Origin of the sequence: Sphingomonas sp. CBMAI 2297 (genome assembly GCF_029870595.1) — a bacterium.
GTDB lineage: Bacteria > Pseudomonadota > Alphaproteobacteria > Sphingomonadales > Sphingomonadaceae > Sphingomonas.
Genome location: NZ_JAPDIR010000005.1, coordinates 79,515 through 99,391 on the forward strand (window position 1 = coordinate 79,515; position 19,877 = coordinate 99,391).

The window sequence follows — 19,877 nt, forward strand, 5'->3', positions numbered from 1 at the left end:
TCGCCAAAACCCAATGTCGCAACAACCTGCGCCGGCCCTGCCGCGCGGGGAAAGGAAAACGCATGTCCAATCTCCCGCATCTCGACGCCATCACCATCGTGGCCAAGGCCACCATCGCCGGCGAGCAGGCCTCGGACGCCGCATTGCGCAACCTGGCGGACCTGGTGAGCGCGACCACGACGCAGGCCGAGGCGATCCAGCTCCCGCCCCATGCCACCCAGCCGACGCTCGACCATCTCCGCACCGCGATGATCGCCGCCTTCGACAGCCGCCGCGCGGTGGTCATGGCCCATCAGGAGCTCGGCGCGCTCGCGCAGCGGCTCGGCGCGTCGCCGGAATCCTTCGGCGACCTCTGGCCGTGCCCGCGTTTCCCGACCGGCGCCACCGAGCAGCCGCCGCGCCTGCGTGCCGCCGCCTAACGGCTTGACCGCGCCCCATGGGACGGGCAGCCGTCCGTCCCATGTGGCACGTCGCAGTCTTTCTGATCCTGCTCGTCGCGAGCGTCGGCTATGCTTTCTGGCGTGGCGGCCCGCCCGAGAGGATCGGGGCGGCGGTCCTGCTGGGAGGCACGCTGGCATCGTTCTTCGCCGTGTCCGGCGCGCATGCGCGCTGGCTCAATCTGGAAACGGGCCTGCTGATCGTCGACGCGGCGATGCTGGCCGCGATTCTGATCCTACTCGTCCGGGCTAATCGATTATGGCCGATTCCCATGGCCGCGTTGCTGATCGTTCAGGTCGCGGGGCACTTCCTCAAGACCCTCGACCCGCACATCTATCCGTTCCTCTATTGGCTCACGAGCAGCCTGTGGAGCTATCTGGTCACGGCCATCCTGATCGTGGCGACGCACAATCATCGCCGGCGCCTGAAGAAATTCGGGCAGGACATCTCGTGGAACGCCTCATCGCGCCGTTCCTCGGCGAACGATCGGGCAATCTCGCGCGAACCCTGATCGCCGCGCACGGCTCGCTCGCCGCGGTGCTGAGCGCGGACGAAGCACTGCTCGGCGAGGAGCTGGACGGGGACGATCGCGCCGCCGCGCTGCTCGCGACCGCGCGCGAGATCCATCTGTTCCTGCTGCGCGAACGCATCCGGGATCGCGAGATCGTCGGCAACTATGCCGACCTCGTCGCCTATCTGCGCGCGGACCTGACCTACAAGCGCACCGAACAGGTTCGCGTGCTCTATCTCAGCTCGGCGAACCGCCTGCTCCGCGACGAAATGGTCAGCGAAGGCTGCCTCGACGAAGCGCCCCTCTATGTGCGGGATATCCTCCGCCGCGCCCTTCAGGTGGGCGCGGGCGCGATCATCGTGGTCCACAATCACCCGTCAGGGGACGCGACGCCCAGCAAGGCCGATATCGACATCACCCGGCAATTGATCGAGGCAGGCAAGACGCTAGGCGTCGTCGTCCACGATCACCTAGTCGTTGCCGGCAGCGGGGTCGTCAGCATGCGGAATCTGGGACTCATCTAAGCCCCAGATCCAGCGGTCCTGCCGCACCCGGCGCGGCGTCTGGGCGATCAGGTCGTGCCCGTGCTGGAGATAGGTCGCAGCGATGTCGAGCCCCGCTTCGTCGCAGATCTCGATGGCCTCGGCGGCCAGGCGCAGGGCGCGGACGCGCGCATCTTCGTTCGACATGCGGGGAAAATATAGCCGTGCGGACGCAGGGTAAAGGACGCGTCCCCACAATCGCTACCGTTACGGATGCATCCCCGCGCTCAGTCCACCTTCTTCGCGACGCCGACCAGTGCCGGGCGGAGCAGCCGGTCGCGGATCATATAGCCCGACTGGATCTCCTGCACGATCGTGCCCGGCTCGGCCTCGGCGCTCGGCACTTCCATCATCGCCTGGTGGCGATTGGGATCGAGCGCCTCGCCCAGCGCGACGATCTTCGAGATGCCATGGCGCGCAAAGACCGAATCGAGCTCGCGGCCGGTCGCCTCCAGGCCGGTCACCAGCCCCTTGAACTTCTCGTCGTCCTTGAGCTCGACGGGAATCGCGGCAAGCGCGCGCGAGAGATTGTCGGCCACCGACAGCACGTCGCGCGCGAAGCCGGTCGCGGCATAGGTCTTGGCGTCCTGCGCCTCCTTCTCCGCACGGCGGCGGACATTCTGCGTCTCCGCCTGGGCATACATCACCGCCGACTTCGCCTCGGCGAGTTGCGCCTCGAGCTCAGCCACCCGGTCCTGCTCGGCCACGGGCGCGGCCTCCGCGGTTTCCGCGCGCAGCGTCGTGTCGTCCGTGTCCGTCACCTTCGATTCTTCCGTCATATTTCCCTGTTCAGGTCAGCAATCGGGCCAATGTGGCCGCCGTGAAATCCACCATGGGGACGACTCGCGCATAGTTCAACCGCGTCGGGCCGATCACCCCCACCACGCCGACCATCCGCCCGTCCAGCGCGCGCACCGGCTTGGCGATCACCGAAGAGCCGGACAAGGCGAACAGCTTGTTCTCCGATCCGATGAAGATGCGCGTCGCCTCGCCCTCCCGGGCCGAATCGAGCAGGCGGGCGATCTCCTCCTGCCCTTCGAGCTCATCGAGCAGGCGGCTGACCTTGTCGAGATCCTCCGTAGCGGCGGTGTCGATCAGCCGGGCCTGGCCACGCACGATCAACACCGGACGGCGGCCGCCATCCTCGCTCCACACCGCCAGCCCGCGCGCCACCAGCGCCGCCGCCGCGCTGTCGAGCGCCGCGCGCTGCTGGCCGAGCTCATGCTCCACCCTGGCCCGTGCCTGGCTGAGCGTCAGCCCGCCAAAGGTGCCGGTGAGATAATTCGCCGCGCGCTGCAGCGCCGCCGGGTCCATGCCGGGCAGCTCGACCACCCGGTTCTCGACCGAGCCGTCCTCGCCCACCAGCACCGCCAGCGCGCGGTCGCGGCTCAGGGGCACGAAGCCGAACTGGCGGAGCACCGGCTCGGCCTTGGGCACCAGCACGAGCCCCGCACAGGCCGACAGGCCGGAAAGCGCGGCGGTGGTATTGGCCAGCGCCTCTTCCACCGGCCCGCGCTCGGCGGCGTTGCGCTCGATCGCGGCGCGCTCCTCCACCGAGGGCTCGCTCGCCTGCATCATGCCGTCGACGAACAGGCGCAGGCCGGTCTCGGTGGGCATGCGGCCGGCGCTGGTATGCGGCGCCGCGAGCAGGCCCAGTTCCTCCAGGTCCTGCATCACGTTGCGGATCGAGGCGGGCGAAAGATTAAGCCCCGAGATCTGCGCGATCGTGCGCGAGCCGACCGGCGCGCCGGTGTCGATATAGGACTCGACCACCATGCGGAACACGTCGCGGGCGCGGTCGGTCAGCTCACGGATCGGCGGGGTGGTCATGTTCCCGATCTAGGGGCAGCCGCCCCCCGGCTTCAAGGCCGCTCGCCGATCAGCGCCTGGATCGGCAATGCCTCCACCGCCTCGCCCAGCACCTGGCCGAGCGCGCGGTTCCTATCCGCCCGGCAGCCATAATAGAAATAGAGCCCCTGGCTGTCGCCGATCGCACGGGTCCAGGTGACATCGACGCTGGGCATGTCGGTCGCCGCCGGCTCGCAATTCTTCTCGCCCGGCGCGTAGCGGACCTGCCCGCTCTCCGGCCGGTATGGTGCCAGCCTGGCGGCGAAGGCATCATATTGCGCGCGGCTGAGCCTGAACGCCCGCTCGCCGGTCACCGCGGTGAAGCGCTTGCCCTCAAACACGCCGGTGCCGTCGGGGCGGACGGTGACGGCGTAGATCGGGCAGCGGCCGAAACAGGCGCCGGTCTCGTAGCGGATCGAATCGCCTTCGATCGCCACTGGCCGGCCCGGCCCGCCGCTGGGCGCTACGCAGCCCGCCAGCCCCAGCGTGCCCAGTCCCATGATCAACAGCCTGCGCATTCCCCGTTCCTCCACGGATTACCCGCCGAGACTGGCGCGTTCCCACCGTTACGTCTACGTGCCGCTGCGAACCTTGCAGGAGACTGAAGCAGATGCGCCCTTCCGGCCGCGCCCCCGACGAAATGCGTGCGATCACGATCGAGCCCCATTTCACCCGCCATGCCGAGGGTTCGGTGCTGATCAGCTTCGGCGACACGCGCGTGCTCGTCACCGCCAGCGTCGAGGAGCGGCTGCCGCCCTGGCTTAAGGGCAAGGGCGAAGGCTGGGTCACCGCCGAATATGGCATGCTTCCCCGCGCCACCCATACGCGCGGCCAGCGCGAGGCGGCCAAGGGCAAGCAGTCCGGCCGCACGCAGGAGATCCAGCGCCTGATCGGCCGCAGCCTGCGCGCCGTGACGGATCTCAAGCTGCTCGGCGAGCGCCAGATCACGCTCGATTGCGACGTGATCCAGGCCGATGGCGGCACCCGCACCGCGGCGATCTCGGGCGCCTTCGTGGCGCTGCGCATCGCGGTGAACAAGCTGATGGCCCAGGGCCTGATCAAGGAAGACCCGATCACCTCCCAGGTCGCCGCGGTCTCCTGCGGCATCTACAAGGGCGCCCCGGTGCTCGACCTCGATTATGACGAGGACAGCGCGGCCGATGCCGATGCCAATTTCGTCCTGCTCTCCAACGGCAACATCGCCGAGGCGCAGGCGACCGCCGAAGGCGCGACCTATGACGAGGAAGGGCTGCTCCGCCTGCTCCGCCTCGCGCGAATCGGCTGCAACCAAATCTTCGACGCGCAGCGGAAGGCAATCGGATGACCGGCGAAGGCGAGACTTCCAGGGATGTCGGCCCCCAGGCCATCCGCGCGCTGAAGCCGGGCAGGCTGGTGATCGCCAGCCACAATGCCGGCAAGGTGCGCGAGATCCGTGAGCTGCTGGGCCCCTATGGGATCGAGCCGGTCTCGGCGGCCGAGCTGGACCTGCCCGAGCCCGAGGAGACCGGCACCACTTTCGTCGCCAATGCCGAGCTCAAGGCGCTGCAGGCGGCGGACCTGTCGGGCCTGCCCGCGCTCGCCGATGATTCGGGGCTGTGCGTCGAGGCACTGAACAACGAGCCCGGCATCTTCTCCGCGCGCTGGGCGGGGGAGAGCAAGGACTTCGGCTTCGCGATGCGGCTAGTGGAGGAGCGGCTCGCGGCGCTGCCGCCGGAGACCAGCCGCGACGCGCATTTCGTCTGCGCCCTCGCCCTTGCCTGGCCCGACGGGCATGTCGAATGGTTCGAAGGTCGGGTCGACGGCACCCTCGTCTGGCCGCCGCGCGGCGACCAGGGCTTCGGCTATGACCCGATGTTCGTGCCCGCCGGCCATGCGCAGAGCTTTGGCGAGATGGAGCCCGCGGCCAAGCACGCGATGAGCCATCGCGCCGATGCCTTCCGCCAGCTCGTTGCCGCGGTGCTCGGCCAGGAAAGGTGATTCGCGCCGCGTTAAGGATTTATTTCCCGCAACCTCGAACCCAAAGTTAAGTTATGACCCTTGCAATTAGAGCCAAGCGAGGGGTCGCAGAAATGGGTTCGTTCCGCCAGCTGGCGACGATGATACGACACGTCCACGAGACGCATGTCCACGGCATCACCGAAGAGGATGCGGAAGAAGTCGCGCTCGCACAGGGTGAGACCGACACCTGCCAGCCCGGATTCGCCGATGCCGGGCAGGTTACCGAAATCGAGGATCTGCAAGCCTGACCGCCCGGGGGAGCCTGCTCTCCCGGGCCATTTCCCTGTTCTGCGAAAGGCCCTCGGGGCCGGGCCCTTAGGGGGCGGTGGTGGACAGGGCTGGATTCGAACCAGCGTACGCTTGCACGGGCAGATTTACAGTCTGCTGCCTTTAACCACTCGGCCACCTGTCCATGGCGCCGTTCGGCGAGAGGGGGCCCATTGCCGAAGCCCCGCGTCCCTGTCAACGCCTTGCGCGCAACCTTTGTGCGGCATAGCGTCCGCCGTTTCCATACAGGGGGGCCCCAATGCGCCGACTTTCCTTCGCCATCGCCGCGCTGCTCGCCGCGACCGCCACGATACCGCTCGCCACCGCCAAGGGCCCGGAGGGCCCGAGCGCGCCGGTCGACCAGATCGTCGACCAGGGCACCCGTCACAGCGAAGTGATGCGCATCGCCCAGTATCTCACCGACGTGATCGGCGGCCGCCTCACCAATTCGCCCGGCATGCGCCAGGCCGAGGACTGGACCCAGGCCAAGTTCCGCGAATGGGGCCTGGTCAATGTCCACAAGGAAGGTTTCGAGTTCGGCCGCGGCTGGTCCGCCAGGAACGCCAGCGTGAAGATGGTCGCCCCGCGCCCGCTCACCCTGATCGCCGCGCCGCTCGCCTGGACGCCCGGCACCGGCGGCCCGATCACCGGCCAGGTGGTGCTCGCCCCGATGGCCGACGAAGCCGCGCTCGACCAGTACAAGGGCAAGCTCAAGGGCAAGATCGTGCTGATAACGGAGCCGACGGACATCGCCGACGCGACCGTTCCGGACTTCCGCCGCTATGGAGACGCCGATCTCGACAAGGCCGACACGTTCGAGCTGCCGGGCGGCCCTTCCGCCGCCACGCGCCGGCCGCGCGGCCCCTCGCGCCAGATTTTCCTCGCCAAGCGCGATGCCTTTCTAAAGGCCGAGGGCGCAATTGCATACGCGACCATGTCGACGCGCAACGGCAAGCTGGTCCATGGCCAGAACAGCCAGTTCCGGGTCGGCGCCACGCCGCCGCTCCCCGGCTTCGAGATCGCCGCCGAGGATTATCGCCGCCTCGTCCGCCTGGCCAAGATGGGCGCGACGCCCAGCCTCGAGCTGAACAGCGACGTCACTTATGACGACAGCGACACCAAGGCCTACAACATCATGGCCGACATTCCCGGCACCGATGCCAAGGCGGGCTATGTGATGGCCGGCGCACATATGGACAGCTGGGCGATGGGCGATGGCGCGGCGGACAATGCCGCTGGCGTATCGATGGTGATGGAGGCCGCGCGCATCATCAAGACCCTGGGCGTCAAGACGAAGCGCTCGATCCGCTTCGTGCTGTGGTCGGGCGAGGAGCAGGGCCTGCTCGGCTCGATGGCCTATATCGAGGACCATATCGCCACCCGCACGATCGACCCGACGCTGAGCGGCCCCGCCCGCTACGCGGCCTGGGGCAAGTCCTACCCGATCAAGCCGGGCCCGGACCATGCGAAGCTCGCCGCCTATTTCAACCTCGACAACGGCTCGGGCAAGATCCGCGGCATCTATACCCAGGGCAACACCGCGGTGGTGCCGATCTTCCGCGACTGGCTGGCGCCGTTCAGCTCGTTCGGGGCCACCAAGGTGGCGACCGCCCTCACCGACAGCACGGATCACGTGTTCTTCGACGTGGTGGGCATCCCGGCGTTCCAGTTCATCCAGGATCCGCTCGACTATGCCTCGACGGTCCACCACACCGATGTCGACACCTTCGATCACCTGAAGCCCGAGGACATGCGCCAGGGCGCGATCATCCTCGCCGCTTTCCTGATCAACGCGGCCAACACGCCCGATCCGCTGCCGCGCGTGCCGCTGGCGACCCAGCCCAAGACATTGGACGAATTCTACCCGGCGCCGGGAGCGAAGTAATGGCCAAGCGTGGACACCGGCCGAGCCAGGCATCGTCGAACCGCCCCCGTTTCTACGGGCGGCACGCGGTGCTGGCGGCACTCGACAATCCCGAGCGCGTGGTACGCAAGCTCTGGGGCACGCACGAAGCGCTGGCCGGGCTCGACATTCCGTCGACGATTCCGATCACGTTCGCCAATGCCGCCGATCTCGGCCGGCTGGTGCCGAACGACGCGCCGCATCAGGGCCTGGTCGCCGAAGTCGATCCGTTGGAGGAGATGTGGCTGGGCGACCTGCTCGCCCAGGGCGCCGGCGACAATCGCCCGCTGCTCGTGCTCGACCAGGTGACCGATCCGCACAATGTCGGCGCGATCCTGCGCTCGGCCGCGGCGTTCGACGCGCTCGGCATCGTCACGCAGGACCGGCATGCCCCGTCGGAGACGGGCACGCTCGCCCGCTCGGCCGCCGGCACGCTGGAGGCGGTGCCCTGGTGCCGCGTGGTGAACCTGGCCCGCGCGCTCGAGGAGATCGCCGAGGCGGGCTATTGGCGCATCGGGCTGACCGGCCATGCCAAGGGCACGCTGGCCGAGGTGATGGGCGATCAGCGCAGGATCGCCCTGGTGCTCGGCGCCGAGGGCGAGGGCATGCGCCAGAACACCGAGGCGCATTGCGACGAACTCGCGAAGCTGCCGATCTCAGACAAGGTCGAGAGCCTGAACGTGTCGAACGCGGCAGCGATCGCGCTCTATGCGGTGACGGTGCGCGGGTAGCCCCGGGCAAGCAATCCTTTCCGTCATCCCCGCCCGCGCGGGGATGACGACGAAAGAGTGCGGAAAGCCCCGCCCGCTCAGTCCTCTTCGGCGATCCGCACGCGCAACCCGTCCAGCTCGGGTCCGAACGGGATCTGGCACGACAGCCGCGAAGTCGCGTCACGGTCGCCCGCGCTGTCGAGCAGATCATCCTCGTCCATGCTCATCTTCGGCAGTCTGGCCGCAAATTCCGGATCGACATGCACATGGCAGGTCGCGCAGGAGCAGCAGCCGCCGCACAGCGCGAGCAGCTCGTCAAAGCCGTTCTCGCGGATCACTTCCATCACGCTCAGGCCCGCTTCCCCCATGACCTCGCGCTCTTCACCACTCCTGGTCACGACGATAAGCTTGGGCATGAGATTCTCCTGTTCCGGCCCCGTCCATGCCGCCGAAAACGGCGCTTCGCAAGGCAGGCGCGCATGGGCCTGACCGCCGACCAGCTCAAGGCGTCGCTCGATGCGCTGGCGGAGCGCGAGCCGCTGATCGCCGCCGCGATCGGGCGGGTGGGCTATCCCCCGCCCCGCATCCGCGACCGCGGCTACGAGACGCTGCTGCGCACGATCGTGGGCCAGCAGGTGAGCGTTGCCGCCGCGCAATCGATCTGGAACAAGATGGCGGCGCAGCTGGGGGCGCTCACCGATCCCGGCAGCATCGCCCGTGCCAGCGACGAGGAGCTGCGCGCCGCCGGCCTCTCGCGCCAGAAGATCGCCTATGCGCGCAGCCTGGCCGAGGAAGTGACCAGCGGCCGGCTCGACTTCGCGCACCTGGCCGAGGACGACGAGGAAGCCATCGCCCAGCTCGTCCGGATCAAGGGCATCGGCCGCTGGTCCGCCGAGATCTACCTGCTGTTCGCCGAGGGGCGCCCCGATATCTGGCCCGCCGGAGACCTGGCGGTGCAGATCGAGGTCGGCCGGATCATGGGCCATCCCGAACGGCCGAGCGAGAAGCTGACGCGGGAAATCGCCGAAGCCTGGCGCCCCCATCGCGGCGCCGCGGCGGTGCTGGCCTGGCACCATTATAATTCGGAGATGGAAGTGATTTGAGGGCGAAGTTGGGCTAGCCCCCTTCGCATGCATGCGGAGGACAGCATCACTTCGGCCGAACTGCTCGCACGCTATGCGCGTGGTGTTCGCGAATTCAGGAATCTGGAGGTTTCGGATGCGAACGAAACCCCGTTGGTCGGCGCGGATCTGCGCGGCATCGTGATCGAAGATTGCTTCGTCACCTGCGACCTCGCCGGTGCCGATCTGCGTGGCGCTCAGGTTCATGCCAACGTCAAGACCTGCATCTTCGCCAACGCAGATTTGCGCGATGCCGATTTCGCCGGCTCGGCGCTGTGCAGCACGACTTTCATCGGTGCGAAGATGGAAGGCGCAAACTTCGAAGACGCCTGTTATCACGGTATCGACTTCGCCGCCGGGTATTTGCCCGAATGGTGATCGTCGGCGGGATGGGCCTCAGGCGCGCGCGCCCAGCCCCACCGCGATCGCCCCCAGCGGCCCGGCCATCGTGCCCAGCCCCGGCGTCCCCAGCCGCGTCTCGATATCCTCCGCCCATTCGGCCAGCGCGCCATAGCCGCCCAGGCTCTCGACCAGCCGCGCGCGCAGTTTCGGGAACAGATAGGGCCGCGCGGCCGTCACTCCGCCCCCGATCGCGATTCGCTCGGGCGCGGCGGTGACGACGAGATTGTGGAGCATGCCGGCCAGGTCGTGGACGAACAGATCCCATGCGGGAGCATCGTCGGGCAACTGGTCGCCGGGCATGCCGAAGCGCTCGGCAAGCGCCGGTCCGGCGATCAGCCCTTCCAGGCAATCGCCATGGAAGCGGCACCAGCCCGGATAGGTATCGCCCGGCGCGCGCGGCAGGCGCATATGCCCCGCCTCGCCATGCGCCCAGCCCATCACCGGCCTGCCGCCGGTCACCAGGCCCACCCCCACGCCGGTGCCGATGGTGATATAGGCATGCGCTGCCATGCCCTGGGCCGCCCCCCAGCGCCCCTCGGCGAGCGCGGCGCCGTTGACGTCGGTCTGGAAACCGGTCGGCTTGCCGTAGCGCGCCGTCAGGCGGCCGATCAGGTCGGTGCCGCTCCACCCGGGCTTGGTCGTCGCGGTGATCGCGCCGTAATCGGCACGCGCCGGATCTAGCCCCACCGGCCCGAAGCTCGCCACGCCGATCGCGTCGAAGGTCCAGCGATCGAGCACCCCCTCGATCGCCGCCAGCGTCGCCTGCGGATCGGTGGTGGGCACGGTCACCCGGTCGCGCACATCGTCCGGCCCGGTCGCCAGCAACGCCACGCATTTGGTGCCGCCCAGCTCGATGCCCGCGATCAGTCTCAGCTCAGTCATGGCGCCCGTTAACCCGGTTCCGCGGGACAAAAAAGGGGCCACCCGCAGGCGGCCCGCCATCCCCTGAACGATGGTTCGGCAGTGGCGGCCGGTGAAAGGCCGGCCGCCACTCCCCCTTTGCCGTGAGGCCCTAGAACCGGCCCCGCAGCCCGACCATGACCTGGCGGCCCGGATCGTAGAGCGTGAAGGCAGCATTGCTGAACTGGAAGTAGCTGCGCTGCTTCTCCTTGGTGAGGTTGATCACGTCGAGCGTCAGCTCCGGCGCCCATTTCAGGTCGAGCACCTTGGCGAAGTCGAGGCTCGCCGACATGTCGTATTGCTGATAGTCGTTCGAATAGAGCCGGGCGAGCGCGATGCCGTTCTGGTTCGCGTCCGACGAGACCGAGCCACGCTGGAAGGTGGTCGACACGCGGATGTTGATGCCGCCCCGCTCATAATAGCCGGTGATGTTGTAGGTCACCGGCGACACCCCCACCGCGACCGCCGGGGCGGCGCCCGAGCCGGTCTGGTCGATCAGCGTCAGGTTCGCGTTGAACCCGAACCCGTTCAGCCCGATCTTGCCGAGCAGGAAGTCGAGCGGCTGCACCCAGTTCACTTCAAGGCCGTTGACCTTGAGCGTGCCGGTCGCATTCACCTGCTGGTTCAGCACCACCGTGGCGCTGGTCGGGCCGCCGCGCGAATTGATCGCTGCCTGCTGGGTGGGCGTCAGCGTGTCGAAGGTGACGCCATACGCGCCCAGTGCCGAGAAGGGCACCGTCACCGTGCCGGTGGTGGTGAAGCCGGTCACTGCCTTGCGGAAGGCCGTGAAGCCGACATAGCCTTCCTTGCCGGTATAATATTCGAAGCCCAGATCGATATTGGTCGAGAGATAGGGCTGGAGCGACGGATTGCCGACCGAGCCGACATCGGCCGAGGGGCTCGAGAAGTTGAGGCCCGGCAGCATCGTGTTCGGGTTGGGCCGGGTCATCGTCCGCGATGCCGCGGCGCGGACCACCGCCGCATCGCCGATATGGAAGGCCCCGCTGACCGAGGGTAGCCAGTTCGTGTAGCTCGTATCGGTGTAGACGAAATTGGTGATGTTCGGATAGCAGCTGCCGTCGCGCGGATTGCCGGTGCCGGGGCAGGCCGCGGGCAGCGGGCCGGGGCCGTCCGGGTCCTGCGAGTTGCGCGGATCCGAGATCGAGACGCGGCCGCCGATCGTCTGATCGGTATGCACATAGCGGACGCCGGCATTGTAGTTGAGGTGATTGTCGCCCAGCTGCAGATCGCCATTCACTTCGGCATAGGCGCCGATCACCTTCTCGCGGACATAGCCGCCGCTGGCGCCGGTGTTCGACGAGCCCGCCTCGGGCGCGGCATTGTGGAAGGCGTCATAGTTGGATGCCGCCTTGAACGCGTTCCAGTCCACCGTGACGAAGCCCGCCGATGTCGGGCGCAACAGCCCGGCAAGCTGCGAATTCGAGATCAGCGAGCCGCCATAGGTCACCCCGCCGCTCGCGCCGGAGGAATAGCCGGTGCCATAGGCCGGATAGGTGGGATAGCCCGCCGGCGCCGCGCCGGGCTGGACCAGGCCGTTGCACGGCGGCTGGGTATTGGGCGAGGGCAGGAACACGCTGGGGCGATTGCCGCACACCGCATTCTGCCAGGCCTGGCTGTTGTCATAGGCGTTGATGCGCCGCGAGGTGTCGTCATAGGCGGCACCGACCTTGAGGTTGAACGCATTGTCACCCCAGGTCAGGTTGCCGCGAACGCCCTTGGTCTCGGTCTGCCGCTTCTCGTCCTGGATGTTCACGCGCCCGCCCGGCCAGGCGAAGTTGGCGGGATTGTTCAAGTCGATGTTCGTCGAGATCGTGGGCACGTCGCCGCTGCTGTTGTCATAGTTCACCACCACGCCCGAATTGGGAGCGCTGAGCACCACCACGCTCGGCGATTCGCGGTGGAAGCTGGACCAGGTGTAATTGCCCTGCAGGTCGAACTTCAGCTTGTCGGCGATCTCCCATTCGAGCCCGGGATTGACGCCCCAGAACTTGGTCTTCTCGATGAAGGGCCGATATTCGAGGAACCATTGGGCGTTGGCATAGGTGCCCTTGGTGACCACGCAGCCCTGGGTGCAGTCCGAACGGTCATATTGCGTGTTGAGCGGGATCGCGGCGCCGTTCCGGCCGACCCAGTTCATGTCGACGCGCTCGAGCTGGTTGTCCTTCCAGCCGAACATGCCGTCGACATAGGCATGGAAACGCTCGCCCTTATATTCCAGGCTGGCGATCGCGTTGATGCGGTCCTTGGTGCCTTCCTCGAACATCCTGCGGCCGAGGCGCGGGATGATGCCGTTGTCGATCTGCGAGATCGTCGCCCCCGGATTGCGCGCGAGCAGGAACGCCTGGTCGATCGTGGCACCGGTGGGCAGGCCCGCGCCCGAATTGGCCGGCACCGTCCCCGGGATCGTCCAGTTGCCGCCGCCGGTGGGATTGCAGCCGCTGGTCGCGCCGCACTGGGCGGCGGACAGGTTCGGGTTGGTCCAGCCGATCGTCTCGAAGCCGGTGGTGCGCACCTTGTTGTGCACGCCGGCCACGCCGAGCAGGATGCCGAAATCGCCCATCGTGGTGCTGCCCAGCAGCGAGCCGCGATAGCCCCAATCCTTCGAATTGGTGTTCTTGGTCAGCTGCGCGCCATAAGTGATGCGCGTGCCCGAGCGGTCGAACGGCCGCGCGCTGCGCATGTTGACCGTGCCGGCGGCGCCGCCTTCCACCTGGTCGGCGATCCCGCTCTTGTTCACCGTCAGCGACGTGAACAGCTCGGTCGGAAACATGTCGAGATCGACTTCGCGGTTGGTGTTCTGCGAGTCGGTCCGGCCGGTCGAGGCGACCGCCACCGGGGCGCCGTTCAGCAGCACGCGGGTGAAATTGGTGCCGAGGCCGCGGATCGTGACATTGAGGCCCTCGCCCGTCACTTCGCGGGCGATGGTCACGCCGGGAATGCGGTTGAAGCTCTCGGCGATGTTGGTGTCGGGGAACTTGCCGATGTCCTCGGCGAAGATCGAATCGGTGAAGCCCACCGAGTTCTTCTTCGCGTTGGTCGAGCTCTGCAGCGATGCGCGATATCCGGTGACGACGATCGACTGCTCCGTTTCCGGGACGCTCTGGTCCTGGGCGGCGGCGGGCGTGTCGCCGGACTGGGTCTGGGCAAGCGCGGGCCAGGCCGTGCCGGCGAGCAACGCGGCGCCGATCATCCCTAGACGACGCGCAGTGAAACGAGGCGCAACTCGAGCGTGCATATTCCCCTCCTGTGAAGGCCTCTTCCCGGGCCATTGAGCCAATCGCGCGGATCGCGATGTTAGCGGTCACATTTGGCTATGCCGCGCCTGCGATGCTGTCAACTCATACATTTGCATCGATCTAGATCGGCGCGAGAACAATCACTTATCGGATCGACGCAAGGGAATTGCCGCATCGCACCATATTGTATGAGTTTTTTGACACCGTTGCCAGCGCCCGACTCAGTCCGATTTTCGCCGCGCCGGGCATTGCGGCGGCGGCTCCCGGACCACATCTGCGGAGCCTCTCCCTCTCGCTCCCAGGGGTATCCCATGCGCTACAACCGGCTCGGCCGCACCGGCCTGATCGTCTCGGAACTCTGCCTCGGCACCATGACTTTCGGCGGCGACGAGGGCATATGGGGCCGGATCGGCCAGTTGCAGCAGGAAGAAGCCGACGGGCTGGTCAAGGCCGCGCTGGATGCCGGTATCAATTTCTTCGACACGGCGAACATCTATGCCGAGGGGCGTTCGGAGCGGATACTCGGCCAGGCGCTCAGGAACCTGGGCGTGGCGCGCGACGAGGTCGTGGTCGCCACCAAGGTGGTCGGCCGCATGCACGCGGGCCCGAACGGCGCCGGCGCGTCGCGCGGCCATATCCTGGCCCAGGTCGAGAAGAGCCTCGAGCGGCTCGATACCGGCCATATCGATCTCTACCAGATCCACGGCTTCGACGCGGCGACGCCGATCGAGGAGACGCTCCAGGCGCTCGACAGCCTCGTGCGGCGCGGGACGGTGCGGTACATCGGCCTCTCCAACTGGGCGGCCTGGCAAGTGATGAAGGCGGTCGGCATCGCGGCGGCGCGGGACTATGCCCCGATCGCCTCGCTCCAGGCCTATTACACGATCGCCGGCCGCGACCTGGAACGCGAAGTGATCCCGATGCTCGAATCCGAAGGCGTCGGCCTGATGGTGTGGAGCCCGCTCGCCGGCGGCTTCCTGTCGGGGAAATATACGCGTGACGGCGACGGCGACGGCCGGCGCGCCGGCTTCGACTTCCCGCCGGTGGACAAGGCGCGCGGCTATGACGTGGTCGACGTGCTGCGCGAACTGGCCGAAGCCAAGGGTCGCTCGGTTGCCCAGCTGGCGCTGGCCTGGCTGCTCCATCAACGCGCGGTCTCCAGCGTCATCATCGGCGCCAAGCGGCCCGAGCAACTGGCCGACAATCTCGCCGCGGTGGACGTGGAATTCACGCCCGACGAGCTTGCCCGGCTCGATGCGGTGAGCAAGCTGCCGGCGGAATATCCCGGTTGGATGCTCGAGCGCCAGGGCGGCTATCGCGGCGGCCCGTCGCCGCGGCGCTGAGCCTCAGTCTCTGCGGCGCAGCCCTGCAATCGGCATCCCGGCGCCAACGGGGATGCCGGAAGGGAAGCCGCCGCCCCCCAGCCTCAGTCGAACACCAGGGTCAGCGACTCCGCGAACGCCCCGTTCTTCGCCAGCCGCCCCGCCCCGCCCGGCGCCCTTCGAAGATTGGGGCGCCTCAACAAGGGCTTGAGCATGAGGTGCAGCGTCGCGCGGTTGATGTGGCGGCCGAAGCACTGGTGCAGATCATAGCCGAAGTGAATATAGTCGCTCGCCGGGCGATGCGGATCGAAACGGGCGGGATCGGTCAGCCGGCGCGGATCCATCATCGCGGAGGCAAAGGCGGCGAGCACCGTGTCGCCCGCCTTCACCACAGTCTCATGGGCCGTGCCGCGCGCGATCACGCCATCGGCCAGCACGATGCGCGGCAGCCCCGGCGCGAGCGGATCGAAGCGCATCGCCTCCTGGACATAGCCCCAGAGCAAATCATCGTCCCCGGCCCGCGCCGCCGCCTGCGCCGCCGCCAGCTCCTTCGGCCGGCGCAGCAGCTGCTCCATCGCCTGCGGCACGACCATCGGCGGCTGGGGCGGCCCGCCGACGATGAAGCCCATCAGATTGGTGCGGATCTCCACATCGGAAAAGCCCGGCACGCCGCGCTTCTGCTGGGCGAGACAGCGGGACAGCACATCGTCCTTGCCCGGCGCCGCCTTCCGCCGGACGATCTCCTTGTCGATATGCGCGCGCAGCGCCGGGGCGATCTGGTCGACATCCGCGCGCAGCGCCGGATCGCCCTTGGGATCGGCGAACTGGAACTCGAACAGCCGCGTGCCCCACACCCGCAGATCGCCCCCGGCCGGATCGGGCACGCCGAAATAATCGCCGAGCACGCTGAAGGTCACGCGCCGGACCAGCGTATCCACCACTTCGAGCCGCCCCGGCGACGCCGCGACGATCGCCTCGGCCATCGCCTCCGCCTTCTGCGCCAGCCCGGGCAGGTCGCCGGGGCGCACCACGGTGCGCATCGCATCGGTATCGCGGTGGTAGAGCGGCATGTCCGCCATGCCCAGGAAGAAGGGCTCGCCGCCCATGATCACGTCGAGCTTGGGCGCATAGGGCACGCCGAACACCGGATCGGTAGCGAACACCTCGCGCACATCGTCATGCCGCGAGGTCAGCACCATGCCGCCAAGCTTCGCCACCGGCTTCCAGCGCCGCAGGAAAGCGAAGGCATAGGGCATGAGCGCGAACACCCGCCCCTCGATCCAGCGCGCGATCCCTTTCTTGCCGGGGCGCAGCACCGCGCGCGAGACGAGCGCGTTCACAGCGCCCCCAGATAGTCGAGCGCCGGCATGCTCGGCAGGAAGAAATATTCCCCGCCCGCCATCTGCACGAAGGTCTCGACATCGATGATCCGCCGCAGCGGATCCTCCGGGATCGTCATCGTGCCCTTGGGGCCAATCAGCGGATCGGTCTCGTCATACAGCGTCGCGAAGTTCGGGTTGAGCACCCAGGTCTGCTGAACGAACTCGAACTGGCGCGTGATGTCGGTATTCAGGCAAATGAACAGCAGCCCGCGATCGACGTCGTCGGGCGTCGGCGGCACGCTGATCGTCTTGCCATATTTGCGGCCCCGGCGGAGGATGCGGTGATTGTTCGCCGCGTCGAGCAGGGTCTGCTTGTCCGCCTCGGTCGGCGCCAGGCCGTCACGGGGATTGGCGCGGCGGACATGGCTGCCCAGCGGGCAGCCCATGCCGTGAGGATCGCGATCCCAGAAGCCGAAGTCATTGTCCGCCACCGGGATCGCCCCGCCCAGCGGACAGAGCAGATTGCCATGCGTGTCGCGCCCCACCACCCGCTCGGCGAGCCAGGTGGTGGTGACGTGCGCCGACCCCTCGGGATCACGCTCGCGGATGTGCCGGGCGGCGGCGCGCATCGATTCCCAAAAGGCGTAGACGTCCTGCTTGAGCTCGCGCACCACCATGTAGCTGCCGTTGCGCCCCAGGTCGCGAAAGCCCACGCCCTTGGGATGCGGCGGCAGCCCGGCGGTGTCGCCGATCCCGTCCGCGACCACCGGACCCTGCGCGATCTCGTTGTGCCCGTTGCGATGACCCATCAGCACTTCGCCCAGCGGCACGCCGTTCCAATAATCCTTCGGCACGTCGCCGCCGTCCCGATAGACGACCGTGCCCGCCTCGAACGGGATCGGCTGCGAGATGCCGTCCGCGAAGCCGAAATGCTCGCGGGCGATGCCCTGGGGATCGAGCCGCAGGTCGAGCGGCAGGTGATGGACCACCCGCACTTCGAAGGGTTCGAGCGTCTTGCTCACGCGTTCGCACCAGTCCTCGGCCACCTCGTCATGCTCGCAATAGAGCAGCAGCAGCGCATGGACGGTCAGCGGCGTCTTCACCCGCTGCTCGGGATCCTCCTGCCGGTCGTCAAAGGCGCGCGCCTCGTCGTCCACCGCGGCGCCGTCGAGCGGCGTGTTGCCGCTCCATCTGGGCCCGCCAGGGATCACCGTGCCCTGCCAGGCGTCGCCGCGCCGATCGCCCAGCCGCCGCAGGCGGTCCTCCTGGAACATGCCTTCCTTGAACGGGCGATCGAACGAGGCGAGCGCATTGGCGTTCAGCCCCATCTTCTGCAGCCCCGACCAGGTGAAGCCCATCGCCGCCGCGCGCGGATCGGGCTTTTCGGCGTCGCTCACCCGCGCCACCTTGCGCAGTGCTTCCAGCCAGGCACCGCCGCCCTTCTTCTTCACGCCCTTCCAGCCGAACTCGAGGAACAGCGCCCGGCCGGTGGGCAGCGCGGCGAAGCCGCTCACCACCAGCCCCTGGGTCTGCGCATTGTCCGGCGCGGCGAGATGCCAGCTCGGGGTGCGGCCGCCCTCGCTCACAGGTCGTTGATCCACGCCGCGGCCTCCTTCTCGCTGAGCTGCTTCTTCCTCAGGCCGCAGGCGATGCGGTAATTCCGCTCCACCTGCTCCGCGGTGAGATCCTTATAGGCCGAATACCAGAAGCGGCTGACCGCCATCGAATGGCGCGCCCATTCCTTGAACTGGCGGCCATGGCTGGCGCCGTCCTTCACCAGGAAGCGCGTCGGCGGGAAGCCCACCCCGCAGCTCCAGGCGAGCGTGAGCCCGGCATGCGCCTTCTCGATGAAATCGTCGAGATAGCTCTCCCAGGTCTGGTCGAAGTTCGAGAAGAACATCAGCCGGCTGTTGTTGTTCACGCGCGCCCAATGCGCGAAATGAATCGTCCGCATCGAGCCGAGATAGCCCTGGCGCGTCCTGGGCAGCACGCGCAGCAACAGGTGGAGGCCGCGATGCCCCAGGCGGATGATCACGGTGCGCAGCACGCCCGGCTTGATCAGCACCACCGAGCCCATGTGGTTCTGCGGAATCCAGTCCTCCCGCCGCGCCATCTCGCGCAGCATCCGGGGATCCACCGGCGGCGCGTCCTGCGAGGCGTCGCGCCGCTCGAGCCAGCGCAGCCAGACGAGCAGGCCCGCCACCGTCACCGCGACGCTGCCCGCGCTCCACCCGGCCCAGATCGCCATGTCCCGCCAGGCCGCCCAGAAGGCCCGGTGCGCGATCGCCGACCAGATCGGCGCCGCGAGGAAGGCGGCGACCACGACATAGGCCGCCGCCGCGATCGCCACCGGCACCAGCAGCTTCTTCAGGAAGAAACCGAGAAAGCTGAACCGCGTCGGCGTCGCCGTGCCGGGCAGGGCCTTGCCCATCCGGTAGAGCATGCCGGTGAACAGCGCGAACAGCGCCGCGCAGAGGAGCAGATAATGCGGCCAGGCCAGCTGGCTCTTGAGGACCAGCCCGGGGATCGACAGCGCGAACACCAGCGCCAGCGCGAACAGGGCGAGCCGGGCATAGTCGCCGATGCTCTGCGCCAGCGGGATGCGCGCCGGCGCTTTCTGGCCGAGCCAGCCGAACTGTGGGAGCAGCGCCGCGCGCAGCCGGGCATGGATCTCCGCGGGCGTGAGCTTGCGATAGGGGCTCGGCCCGCCATCATTGCTGTTCGCCAGCTCGGCGCGGGTGGCGAGGAACAGCTTGCCCTCGGCAAGGATGCGGTCGCGCGTCATGCCGCGATTGCCGTGGTGGAACACGGTGGGGGTGAGCGTCCGCGCCTCCAGATAGGGGGCGATCGGCGCCCGGCTGTCCGGCGCCGTCACGGCGTCGAACAACGGGCCGGTATGATCGAGCGGGCACTTGCAGCAGCGCAGGAAGCTCCGGAGATCGGGCCCGATCGCGGCTTCCAGCTGCGCCCAGAAGGGACCGGGCGCGCCGTCGAAATTGGCCTCGATCACGAAGAGCGGGTCATAGTCGAAGCCCGGGAACACGCTGAGCGACAGGAAATGCACCGCCGGCACCGTCGTCAAGAAATCGGCATAGGGGCCCTGGCCCCCCGACGGATCCTGGCTGCGCCGGTCGCGCAACGCGTCGAGCAGGCCCGACAGATGGTCGAAGCTCTCCGGCTTCACCTCGAGTGCCACCGATAGCGTGGTCTGCCGCATCCGCGTCCGCTCCCCCCAAACGTGGGACGTTTGTAGCCACGGCATTTCCAACAAGAATAGGAAATATTCGACTTCCCGCCAAAGTGGACACAACGGACACCAAAGGCGGCGGCTTCAGC

Annotated in this window: 21 protein-coding genes and 1 tRNA gene; 11 read left to right on the plus strand and 11 right to left on the minus strand. The window is 67.9% G+C overall.

Going from position 1 to position 19,877, the window contains the following annotated elements; translation table 11 throughout:
- Positions 1-62: 62 nt before the first annotated feature.
- From OMP43_RS08955 to radC, 3 genes are read left to right on the plus strand one after another with little or no spacing between them, the layout of a single operon-like run.
- A complete protein-coding gene (locus OMP43_RS08955; protein WP_280279372.1) occupies positions 63-419 on the plus strand; it encodes a hypothetical protein in 357 nt (118 codons plus the stop codon).
- Positions 420-436: 17 nt separating this feature from the next.
- Complete coding sequence (locus OMP43_RS08960; RefSeq protein ID WP_280279373.1) at positions 437-949, plus strand: hypothetical protein; 513 nt, start codon at positions 437-439, stop codon at positions 947-949.
- Positions 889-1,473 carry a DNA repair protein RadC gene (gene radC, locus OMP43_RS08965; protein ID WP_280279374.1) on the plus strand — a complete coding sequence of 195 codons (585 nt, stop codon included), beginning with the start codon at positions 889-891 and terminating at the stop codon, positions 1,471-1,473. Before OMP43_RS08960 ends, radC begins: the two co-directional genes overlap by 61 nt.
- Here the strand turns inward: radC and OMP43_RS08970 are convergent.
- From OMP43_RS08970 to OMP43_RS08985, 4 genes are all read right to left on the minus strand, one after another.
- Positions 1,420-1,638, minus strand: a complete 219-nt coding sequence (locus tag OMP43_RS08970; protein WP_280279375.1) for a hypothetical protein — start codon at positions 1,636-1,638, stop codon at positions 1,420-1,422. The genes radC and OMP43_RS08970 overlap by 54 nt on opposite strands.
- Before the next feature lie 80 nt (positions 1,639-1,718).
- On the minus strand, positions 1,719-2,270 hold the full coding sequence (grpE, locus tag OMP43_RS08975; RefSeq protein ID WP_280279376.1) for a nucleotide exchange factor GrpE: 552 nt from the start codon (positions 2,268-2,270) through the stop codon (positions 1,719-1,721).
- A gap of 10 nt (positions 2,271-2,280) precedes the next feature.
- Positions 2,281-3,321 (minus strand): heat-inducible transcriptional repressor HrcA, encoded by a 1,041-nt coding sequence (gene hrcA, locus OMP43_RS08980; protein ID WP_280279377.1) that lies wholly within the window; start codon positions 3,319-3,321, stop codon positions 2,281-2,283.
- Positions 3,322-3,353: 32 nt separating this feature from the next.
- Positions 3,354-3,857, minus strand: coding sequence for a DUF6438 domain-containing protein (locus OMP43_RS08985; RefSeq protein ID WP_280279378.1), 504 nt, complete (start codon positions 3,855-3,857; stop codon positions 3,354-3,356).
- A gap of 92 nt (positions 3,858-3,949) precedes the next feature.
- Between OMP43_RS08985 and rph the strand changes: the two genes are divergently transcribed.
- From rph to OMP43_RS09000, 3 genes are all read left to right on the plus strand, one after another.
- Positions 3,950-4,663 carry a ribonuclease PH gene (gene rph / locus OMP43_RS08990; protein ID WP_280279379.1) on the plus strand — a complete coding sequence of 238 codons (714 nt, stop codon included), beginning with the start codon at positions 3,950-3,952 and terminating at the stop codon, positions 4,661-4,663.
- Positions 4,660-5,316, plus strand: a complete 657-nt coding sequence (gene rdgB / locus OMP43_RS08995; protein WP_280279380.1) for an RdgB/HAM1 family non-canonical purine NTP pyrophosphatase — start codon at positions 4,660-4,662, stop codon at positions 5,314-5,316. The genes rph and rdgB overlap by 4 nt, the downstream gene beginning before the upstream one ends.
- Positions 5,317-5,408: 92 nt before the next feature.
- Complete coding sequence (locus OMP43_RS09000; RefSeq protein WP_280279381.1) at positions 5,409-5,585, plus strand: hypothetical protein; 177 nt, start codon at positions 5,409-5,411, stop codon at positions 5,583-5,585.
- 78 nt (positions 5,586-5,663) lie between these two features.
- Here OMP43_RS09000 and OMP43_RS09005 read toward each other — a convergent pair.
- Positions 5,664-5,749 (minus strand) — tRNA-Tyr (locus OMP43_RS09005).
- A gap of 114 nt (positions 5,750-5,863) precedes the next feature.
- Here OMP43_RS09005 and OMP43_RS09010 point away from each other — a divergent pair.
- Together OMP43_RS09010 and rlmB are read left to right on the plus strand one after the other, a co-directional pair.
- Positions 5,864-7,489: a M20/M25/M40 family metallo-hydrolase gene (locus OMP43_RS09010; RefSeq protein WP_280279382.1), complete on the plus strand. Its 1,626-nt coding sequence runs from the start codon at positions 5,864-5,866 to the stop codon at positions 7,487-7,489.
- Positions 7,489-8,238 carry a 23S rRNA (guanosine(2251)-2'-O)-methyltransferase RlmB gene (gene rlmB, locus OMP43_RS09015; protein ID WP_280279383.1) on the plus strand — a complete coding sequence of 250 codons (750 nt, stop codon included), beginning with the start codon at positions 7,489-7,491 and terminating at the stop codon, positions 8,236-8,238. The genes OMP43_RS09010 and rlmB overlap by 1 nt, the downstream gene beginning before the upstream one ends.
- Before the next feature lie 77 nt (positions 8,239-8,315).
- On the opposite strand, the gene OMP43_RS09020 is transcribed toward rlmB, so the two are convergent.
- Complete coding sequence (locus OMP43_RS09020; protein WP_280279384.1) at positions 8,316-8,633, minus strand: 2Fe-2S iron-sulfur cluster-binding protein; 318 nt, start codon at positions 8,631-8,633, stop codon at positions 8,316-8,318.
- A gap of 63 nt (positions 8,634-8,696) precedes the next feature.
- Here OMP43_RS09020 and OMP43_RS09025 point away from each other — a divergent pair, with 63 nt between their 5' ends.
- Together OMP43_RS09025 and OMP43_RS09030 are read left to right on the plus strand one after the other, a co-directional pair.
- The gene (locus tag OMP43_RS09025) at positions 8,697-9,320 is read left to right on the plus strand and encodes a DNA-3-methyladenine glycosylase 2 family protein (RefSeq protein WP_280279385.1); all 624 of its coding nucleotides are present in this window, start codon (positions 8,697-8,699) and stop codon (positions 9,318-9,320) included.
- A gap of 27 nt (positions 9,321-9,347) precedes the next feature.
- Positions 9,348-9,716, plus strand: coding sequence for a pentapeptide repeat-containing protein (locus tag OMP43_RS09030; protein WP_280279386.1), 369 nt, complete (start codon positions 9,348-9,350; stop codon positions 9,714-9,716).
- An 18-nt stretch (positions 9,717-9,734) separates the two neighbouring features.
- Here the strand turns inward: OMP43_RS09030 and OMP43_RS09035 are convergent, their stop codons facing one another.
- Positions 9,735-10,622, minus strand: a complete 888-nt coding sequence (locus OMP43_RS09035; protein WP_280279387.1) for an ROK family protein — start codon at positions 10,620-10,622, stop codon at positions 9,735-9,737.
- 130 nt (positions 10,623-10,752) lie between these two features.
- Positions 10,753-13,896: a TonB-dependent receptor gene (locus tag OMP43_RS09040; RefSeq protein WP_280279388.1), complete on the minus strand. Its 3,144-nt coding sequence runs from the start codon at positions 13,894-13,896 to the stop codon at positions 10,753-10,755.
- Between the two features lie 312 nt (positions 13,897-14,208).
- Here OMP43_RS09040 and OMP43_RS09045 point away from each other — a divergent pair, with 312 nt between their 5' ends.
- Complete coding sequence (locus tag OMP43_RS09045) at positions 14,209-15,240, plus strand: aldo/keto reductase (protein WP_280279389.1); 1,032 nt, start codon at positions 14,209-14,211, stop codon at positions 15,238-15,240.
- Positions 15,241-15,323: 83 nt separating this feature from the next.
- On the opposite strand, the gene OMP43_RS09050 is transcribed toward OMP43_RS09045, so the two are convergent.
- Genes OMP43_RS09050 through OMP43_RS09060 form a run of 3 tightly spaced genes read right to left on the minus strand, consistent with a single transcriptional unit; the run spans position 15,324 to position 19,758 of the window.
- A complete protein-coding gene (locus OMP43_RS09050) occupies positions 15,324-16,559 on the minus strand; it encodes a cytochrome P450 (protein WP_280279390.1) in 1,236 nt (411 codons plus the stop codon).
- Positions 16,556-18,142 carry a hypothetical protein gene (locus OMP43_RS09055; protein WP_280279391.1) on the minus strand — a complete coding sequence of 529 codons (1,587 nt, stop codon included), beginning with the start codon at positions 18,140-18,142 and terminating at the stop codon, positions 16,556-16,558. Before OMP43_RS09055 ends, OMP43_RS09050 begins: the two co-directional genes overlap by 4 nt.
- Positions 18,124-19,758: a hypothetical protein gene (locus OMP43_RS09060; RefSeq protein WP_280279392.1), complete on the minus strand. Its 1,635-nt coding sequence runs from the start codon at positions 19,756-19,758 to the stop codon at positions 18,124-18,126. Before OMP43_RS09060 ends, OMP43_RS09055 begins: the two co-directional genes overlap by 19 nt.
- Positions 19,759-19,877 lie beyond the last annotated feature (119 nt).